Below are 7,616 nucleotides of genomic sequence, written 5' to 3'. Positions count from 1 at the left end.
GTTTCAGGTCGATGGCAACGGCAACACCAAGCTACGCGGCGGTGCATCCAACGCCAGCGCCGGTAATCTGTACATCGATGGCGTGGGCCAGAAGAGCTACGTGCGCAGCGGCGGGGTTGCCGGCCAGAGCGACACCCAGGGCAATCCGTTCCCTCAGCTCGCCATCGGCGAGTACAAGGTGATCACCTCCAACTACAAGGCCGAATACGGCCAGATCAGTGGCGCGGCGATCACTGCGGCCACCAAGTCCGGCACCAACGAGTTGCACGGCGAAGTATTCTACCGCTACACCGATCAGGATCTACGCGACAAGCGGCCCGACGAGGAAGAAAACGGCAAGATCGATTCGCAGACCAAGGAATACGGCTTCGCGTTGGGCGGGCCGATCATCCAGGACCGCATGCATTTCTTTGTCGCCTACGAGGGCAAGGAAAACGTGGCACCCAAGAGCGTGCAGCCGAGCGCGGAGGCAGCTGGCTTCGTCAACCAATTGCCGTCCGACCTGGCCAGCCAGTACGGCCCGGCCAACATGCCGTTCGAAGAAGACCTGTTCTTCGGCAAGATCGATTTCGAGCCCACCGACCGCGATCGCATCGAGCTGAGCACGATTTATCGCGATGAAACCCAGACCGCGAACGTGGGCGGCACCAACACGCTGGCGCAGGCCACCGACAAGATCAACAAGGACAAGCGCACCAACCTGCGCTGGCAGCACAGCGCCGACAACTGGTTCAACGAGGTCATCGTCGGCACCGAGAACTCGGAGAACAACCCGAACCCGCGCACGCTGGGCAACGGCATCGTCTACAAGTATTTCCAACCACGCGCCGGCTCGGCCGATATCGATGAGCGCACCTTCCTGACCACCGGCTCTGCTGGCGGTGCCAACGCCCAACGCAAGAGCCAGAAAGGCTGGTTCCTCCAGAACGATCTGACCTTCACCAGCTTCCAGTGGCATGGCGAACACACCATCAAGATGGGTGTGAACTACAAGGACATCGAGCTGACCTCGCAGGACGCAGCGGCGTTGAACCCGCAGTTCAGCTATCGGGTCAACGGTGGCAGCGTGGAAGCGACGCCGTACCGCGTGGATTTTGTTGCGCCGTACAACACGCCCGGCCAGCGCGCCACGGTGGTCTCGCCGTCCAAGCAGTACGGCATCTATCTGCAGGACGACTGGGCCGCCACCGACAAGCTGATGATCAACATCGGCGTGCGTTGGGACTACGAAGACACCCCAGCCTACACCGACTTCGTCACCTCGCCCGCGTTTGTCGATGCGCTGTACGCCAACGATCCGGACAACCCCGGCCAGCCGTGGGCCAGCCGCCTGCTGCCCAGCGGCATCAACGTGGCCGATTACATCAGCACCGGCAACAACCGCAAGAACTTCAAGGATGCGTGGGCGCCGCGCTTCGGTTTCTCGTATGACTTCTTCGGCGACGAAGCCGCCATCCTGCACGGTGGTGCAGCGCGTTCGTACGACCGCAACCTGTTCGAGCAGCTGGCGCTGGAAACCAGCAAGGCGGCGTTGTCGCCGGTGGCGGTGTATTTCGAAAATCCCGCAACCCAACGGTGCTATCGCGCCGACCGCACCTGCGTTGCGTTCGACCCGCGCTATCTCAACGGCATCGATCAGCTCAATACCATTCCCGGTGTCAGCGGCAGCGCCGAGCTGTTCATGTTCAACAACAAGCTCAAGACGCCCTACAGTGACCAGTACAGCATCGGTATCACCAACCAGGTGGGCGAGTGGCTGACCGACGTGACCTTCCAGCGCATCCTCAGCTACGACGGCTTTGCGATGGGCTTGATCAACCGTTATCCGGATGGTTCGTACTTCCAGAACGGCAATGTGCCGTGGGGAGAGCCGGTGCCGGGCTACCAGAACACCATCCTGGGTACCAATGGTCTGGAACAGCGCAACAGCCAGGTATTGCTATCGGCTGACAAGCCGTACACCAAGGAATCCGGTTGGGGCCTGACGCTGTCCTACACGCACACCAGCGCGCGCCAGAACCGCAACATCGATGAGCCATACGGCTTCGACAAGGCGACCATCCGCGGCTATCCGTTCGTCAAGTCCGACGCGGTGGCAGCGCATCGCTTCGTAGCCTCCGGCTCGATCGATATCCCGTGGGGGGTGACATTGGGCGCCAAGTTGGTGCTGGCAACGCCCGAGCCGATCAACACGATTGCCTGCTTCGGCTTCACCGATCCCGATGGGGCGACCTGCCAGCAAGTGGGTGTTACGCCTCCGGGCAGCGGCAAGTTCCTGGTGGGCGGCGATATCTGGGGCTACCGCACGGTGGACTTCCAGGCCACCAAGGAGTTCACCGTGGTCGGCGACTTCAAGCTCAACGCGCGCGTGAACCTGCTCAACGCGTTCAACTTCAAGAACTACAGTGCGTACGCCTATAACGGCTTCGGCAGCAATGGGCAGTTTGATCCGGACATCGCGATCAATACCAGCGGCGAAATCAACTACGTGCCGCGTAGCGTGGTACTGGAACTCGGCGCCAAGTTCTGATTGATCGTCATCGCCACACGCGTGCGGCTGCGCGTGTGGTCCTTCGCGACGGGGCCAACTGGCCCCGTTCGTGTGTCCGTCCCTAATGCTCAGGAAGTGCAGACATGCTCCCCGCTCCACTTCGCAACATCGTCATTGTTGGCGGCGGCACCGCCGGCTGGATGGCCGCTGCCGCCTTCGCGCGCGTGCTTGGCCCCACCTTCAACGTGCAGCTGATCGAATCCGATCAGCTCGGCACCGTCGGTGTGGGCGAAGCCACCGTGCCGCACATCAAGGCCTTCAATAACCTGCTCGGTATCGACGAAGCCGAGTTCGTGCGCCAGACCCAGGGCAGCTTCAAGCTCGGCATCGAGTTCGTTGACTGGCAGCGCCCCGGCACCTCTTACATCCACGGCTTCGGCAGCCAGATCGGGCACCCGCTCGGGCTGCTGCCGTTCCACCAGTACTGGATCAAGCAGCGCGCGCGCGGCAAGGCGCAGCCGCTGGGCGCCTATACGCTCAACACCGTGGCCGCGGTGCGCGGCAAGTTCATGACCTCGGCTGGCGATGTGCCGGCCAATTCACCGCTGGCCAATATCGCCTACGCGTATCATTTCGATGCCGCGCTGTACGCGCGCTTCCTGCGCGGGTTTGCCGAGGCACGCGGCGTCACGCGTATCGAAGGCATGGTGGAGCAGGTGCAGCTGCATCCGGAATCGGGCAACGTGGTGGCGCTGCACCTGGCGGCGGGCCAGGTGATCGCCGGCGACCTGTTTATCGATTGCTCGGGCTTCCGCGGGGTGTTGATCGAAGACGCCCTGCACACCGGCTACCACGACTTCACCCATTGGCTGCCGTGCGATCGTGCACTGGCGGTGCCCTGTGAAAAGGTCGGCCCGCCCACGCCGTATACGCGCTGCACCGCGCGCGCGGCCGGCTGGCAATGGCGCATTCCGCTGCAGCACCGCACCGGCAACGGCTATGTGTATTGCAGCGCACACATCAGCGACGACGAAGCCGCTGCCACCTTGCTGGCCAATCTGGATGGCAAGCCGCTGGCCGACCCACGCCCGCTGCGCTTTACCACCGGGCGGCGCAAGCAGTGCTGGAACCGCAACGTGGTCGCGTTGGGCCTGGCCAGCGGTTTTCTGGAGCCGCTGGAATCGACCAGCATCCATCTCATCCAGTCCGGCATTTCCAAGTTGCTGGAGCTGTTTCCGCGCGAAGGCATTAGCCCGGTGCTGGTGCAGCGCTACAACGACCGGCTGGCATTCGAGTTCGACCGCATCCGCGATTTCCTGTTGCTGCACTACCACGCCACCGAGCGCGACGACAGCACGTTCTGGCGACATTGCCGCCAGATGCCGATCACCCCGGAGCTTCATGCCACGCTGGACCTGTTCCGCGACAGCGGGCGGTTCTATCGCAATGCCGAGGAGATGTTCGCCGAGATCAGCTGGGTGCAGGTGATGGTGGGCCAGGGCATCGTGCCGACCGGCTATCACCCACTGGTGGACCAGGTGCCCGACCGCGATGCCGAAGGCTTCCTGGCCAGTGTGGCGCAGACCATCGCGCACTGCGTGGACGTGATGCCGACCCACCAGCAATTCATCGACCGCTTCTGCAAGGCGCCCGCGACACGCTGAGTGGAGCCCAGGCGCCTATGGCGAGGCAGGCACTCCTGCGGCGGGCAGGCGGGAGACCACCAGGCAGAGGCGGCGACGCTGCGCTTGCCGGGCAATCCAGCGGGCAAAAAAAAGGATCGGGCACAAGGCCCGATCCCTTCGAAAACCGGGACAAGCCCGGTGGACAATGAGTGGCACAGCTTCCGACTGACATCGGACGCCGGCATGTTAACGAGACTTTCACATTAAAGCAATGCTTTAATTTTGATGTCTTAACTCCTTGATTCTATTGCCTAGACGGCAGCAAAAACACGGGCGATCAGTCCTTGTGCTGCACCACCGCCGCACGGATCTCGGCCTGGATGGCCGTGGCGGCGGCGGCCGGATCGTTCGCCAGGCGGATCGGGCGGCCGACGACGATCGCGTCGGCGCCGTCGGTAAAGGCCTCGGCCACGCCCACGGTACGTTGCTGGTCATCGCCAACCGGGCCGCCGGGGCGGATGCCGGGGCAGACGATCGAGAATGCCGGGCCGGTGGCGCGCCGGATCGGGCCGGCTTCCTGGCCAGAAGCAATGACCCCATCGATGCCGGCGGCCTGTGCGGCCAGCGCGCGCTCCACCACCACCTCCACCGGTTCGCGGTTGATGCCCATCGCCGCCAGGTCCGGCCGGCCCATCGAGGTCAGCACGGTCACCGCCAGCAGGCGCATGTCGCCCTGGTTGGCTTCGGCGGCGGCCTGCAGCATGCCGGCATGCCAGCCGTGCACGGTGCAATAGCTCACCGGCCACTGCGACAGGCGGCGGATGGTGCCGGCCACGGTGGCGGGGATGTCGAAGAACTTCAGGTCCACGAACAACCGCTTGTTGCGCTTGGCCAGCGCATCGAGCACATGGAAGTACTCGCCCGACGCCAGCAACTCCATGCCGATCTTGTAGAAGGACACCGACTCGCCCAGGCGATCCACCCAGGCGATCGCCTCGTCATGGCCGGGTACGTCCAGCGCGAAGATCAGCCGCTCGTGCGCGGCCAGGGCTAACGGGGGACGGTTCATCGGGCGGTCTCCAGTGCGGCGCGCTTGGCGTCGTGGCGTGCTTTCCAGGGTTGCGCGTAATCGTTGTTGAACTGCGCCGGCTCCCAGCCGCCGTAGCTGGGGTTGGGCAGCATCCACCAGCGCTCGCCGAACCAGTCGTGGTACTGCTGCAGCAGCGCGCCACGCGCCTGGCCGGTGTTGGCGGTGACCTGCACGAAGTCGCCCAGCTGGTCGCCGAACTGCATCAGCACCCGGTATTTCTGCCCGGCCAGCTGGCGGCGGCAATTCTTCTCGCTGCCATTCTGCTCGCACCCGGGCACTACCGTGCCCAGGCCCAGGAACACGCTGTCGTCGGCCACCGGCAACCCCACGCTGCGCAGATTGGCCAGCGTGGCGTCCTTCAGGTGCACGGCGCGGTTGGAAATGTAGATCAGGGTGACGCCGCGGGCGTTGGCGGCCTTGGCGAAATCCACCACCCCCGGGATCGCAGTGGCCTTCTTCTCCGCCACCCACTGGTCCCAGCTCAACTCGTCGTATTCCTTGCCGTCGCGCAGCAGGCGTGCCTGGTAGGGCGAGTTATCCAGCACGGTCTCGTCCACATCCAGCACCACCGCCGGCTTCAGGCCGGTGGCAGCGTTGGCCCGCTCTTCCGGGACTAGCGCGTCCCAGTTGGGCTGTTTGAGCGCGGTGTCGAGCTTGTCGGCGGCGACGCGATAGGTCTGCTCGGCCACGGCGCGGTATTCCTCCGAGCGCTGCATCCACAGCACTGCGTTGAGGTTGTCGTCGCCGGCCGGCGCGGTGGTCGCCGACGTTGCGGCCTTGGTGACCGCGGCGCTGGCATCGGCATGGGCGGTTGCAGCGGCAGCCTGCGCAGGCTGGGCCGGTTGCGTGTCGCTGGGCTTGCAGGCGCTCAGGGCCAGCGCGGTGCAGGCGAGCAGGGACAACGGTGCGTAAAGCGAGGGGCGCATGGCATCCACCAGAACAGGAACGGCAATGAAGCGCGCAATTTTAGCGGGTTCGCGCCAGTCCGCTCGCGTTTGCCCATGGTGCGGCCGGGAGGCGAGCCGTACGCAGGGCCACCCGTGCCACGCGGCTTGTCGGGCAGCCTGGCCGGACGGGGTCTCGGCACGATGCGGATGCGGACCTGCGCCTGTTCCTGCAGGCGCAGGCGTGTTTCGCCGCACGACGCAGACCGGCGCTATCCAGGGTAGATAGCGCCGCCGCCGCGCGTGTTCGCTGCATCGAAAGAACCCTGGCAGCAGATCGGCATATCCTTGTGCGCTGATTGCCCCGGAGTCACCGATGACCGAACTCTCGTCCCCGCCCGTTCTCGACACCGCCCAGGCCCGCGTGCTCGGCTGTCTGATCGAGAAGGAAGCGACCACCCCGGATGCGTATCCGCTCACCGTCAACGCCGCCCAGGTCGCCGCCAACCAGAAGACTGCCCGCGAGCCGGTATTGAACCTGCAGACCGGGGTGGTGCACCACGCGCTGCGCCAGCTGGAAACCCTGGGCCTGGTGCGCCAGCAGTTCTCTTCGCGTGCCGAGCGCTACGAACACCGCCTGGGCCACGTGCTGGACCTAACCCGCCAGCAGGTGGCCCTGATCGGTCTGTTGCTGCTGCGCGGCCCGCAGACGCTGGGCGAGCTGTTTGCGCGCAGCGAGCGGCTGACGCGCTTCAACGATGCCGACGACGTGCGCCACCATCTGGACCGGCTGATCCAGCGCGGCCTGGCGGTGCAACTGCCGCGCGCCAGCGGCCAGCGCGAAGATCGCTACGCGCATCTGCTCAGTGGCGAGCTAGACGTGGAGGCATTGCAGGCCGCTGCCGCGCGCGCTGCGCCAGGCCCGCGCAGCAGCGCCGACAGCAGCGAGCTGGAAGCGCGCGTACAAACATTGGAGGCTACCGTCGCCGAACTGCAGGATGCACTGGCCGCAGTGCAGGCGCGCCTGGAAGCGGCTGGCGCCTAGGGCGACAGTGCGCTCTCGGAGGCCCACGCCACTGCGCCGCCCCCGCAGGTCGCAACGCAGGCAACGAGCGGGCAGGCCGCCAGACGAGCTCCTGACCGAGCGGTGGTGGCGCAGCGTGCGGCCGGCCCGCTCAGGTCGGCGTGTCCACCGCGTCCCAATCGGCGTCTTCGAAGTGCAGCAGCCAGTTGAGGGTGTAGTGGCGCTCATAGACCACGCCCGGCACGATGCCGGCCGGCGGCGGTTGCTGGGTCTGGCCGGCCTGGCGCACCGCCCAATGCAGGCGCAGGTGCCGGTCCAGCGCATCCAGCAGTTCGGGCACCGGCCGCAGCGTCAACGACGGCCGCATCGCTGCTTCGGCATGCTCCAGCGCGCGCTGGGCGGCCAGGGGGACATCGCACAGATCGGTTGGCTCCGGCAGCGCGTCGGCCAGCCCCAGGGCCCACTGCAACACGGCCAGGCTCTCGTAGCGCCAGCCAAAGTT

General features: G+C 65.5%; 6 protein-coding genes. 3 read left to right on the top strand and 3 right to left on the bottom strand.

Annotated features, from left to right (window positions below; translation table 11 throughout):
- Both OZ10_RS19070 and OZ10_RS19065 read left to right on the top strand, forming a co-directional pair.
- A partial coding sequence (locus OZ10_RS19070; protein WP_039566590.1) for a TonB-dependent receptor domain-containing protein occupies positions 1-2,530 on the top strand: 2,530 nt, incomplete at its 5' end.
- Positions 2,531-2,634: 104 nt separating this feature from the next.
- Positions 2,635-4,155 (top strand): tryptophan halogenase family protein, encoded by a 1,521-nt coding sequence (locus OZ10_RS19065; RefSeq protein WP_039413592.1) that lies wholly within the window; start codon positions 2,635-2,637, stop codon positions 4,153-4,155.
- Positions 4,156-4,453: 298 nt separating this feature from the next.
- On the opposite strand, the gene pyrF is transcribed toward OZ10_RS19065, so the two are convergent.
- Positions 4,454-5,185, bottom strand: a complete 732-nt coding sequence (gene pyrF, locus OZ10_RS19060) for an orotidine-5'-phosphate decarboxylase (protein WP_039566587.1) — start codon at positions 5,183-5,185, stop codon at positions 4,454-4,456.
- Positions 5,182-6,141 (bottom strand): 5'-nucleotidase, lipoprotein e(P4) family, encoded by a 960-nt coding sequence (locus tag OZ10_RS19055; RefSeq protein WP_039566585.1) that lies wholly within the window; start codon positions 6,139-6,141, stop codon positions 5,182-5,184. Before OZ10_RS19055 ends, pyrF begins: the two co-directional genes overlap by 4 nt.
- A 325-nt stretch (positions 6,142-6,466) precedes the next feature.
- Here OZ10_RS19055 and OZ10_RS19050 point away from each other — a divergent pair, with 325 nt between their 5' ends.
- Positions 6,467-7,135, top strand: coding sequence for a YceH family protein (locus OZ10_RS19050; RefSeq protein WP_039413583.1), 669 nt, complete (start codon positions 6,467-6,469; stop codon positions 7,133-7,135).
- A gap of 130 nt (positions 7,136-7,265) precedes the next feature.
- On the opposite strand, the gene OZ10_RS19045 is transcribed toward OZ10_RS19050, so the two are convergent.
- On the bottom strand, positions 7,266-7,616 hold a 351-nt coding region (locus OZ10_RS19045; protein WP_039566583.1), incomplete at its 5' end, for a DUF4272 domain-containing protein.

Source organism: Xanthomonas cannabis pv. cannabis, from assembly GCF_000802365.1.
In the GTDB taxonomy this organism is placed as follows: domain Bacteria; phylum Pseudomonadota; class Gammaproteobacteria; order Xanthomonadales; family Xanthomonadaceae; genus Xanthomonas; species Xanthomonas cannabis.
The sequence above is the reverse complement of the archived record's forward strand: the minus strand, read 5'-3'. Positions and strand labels throughout refer to the sequence as shown.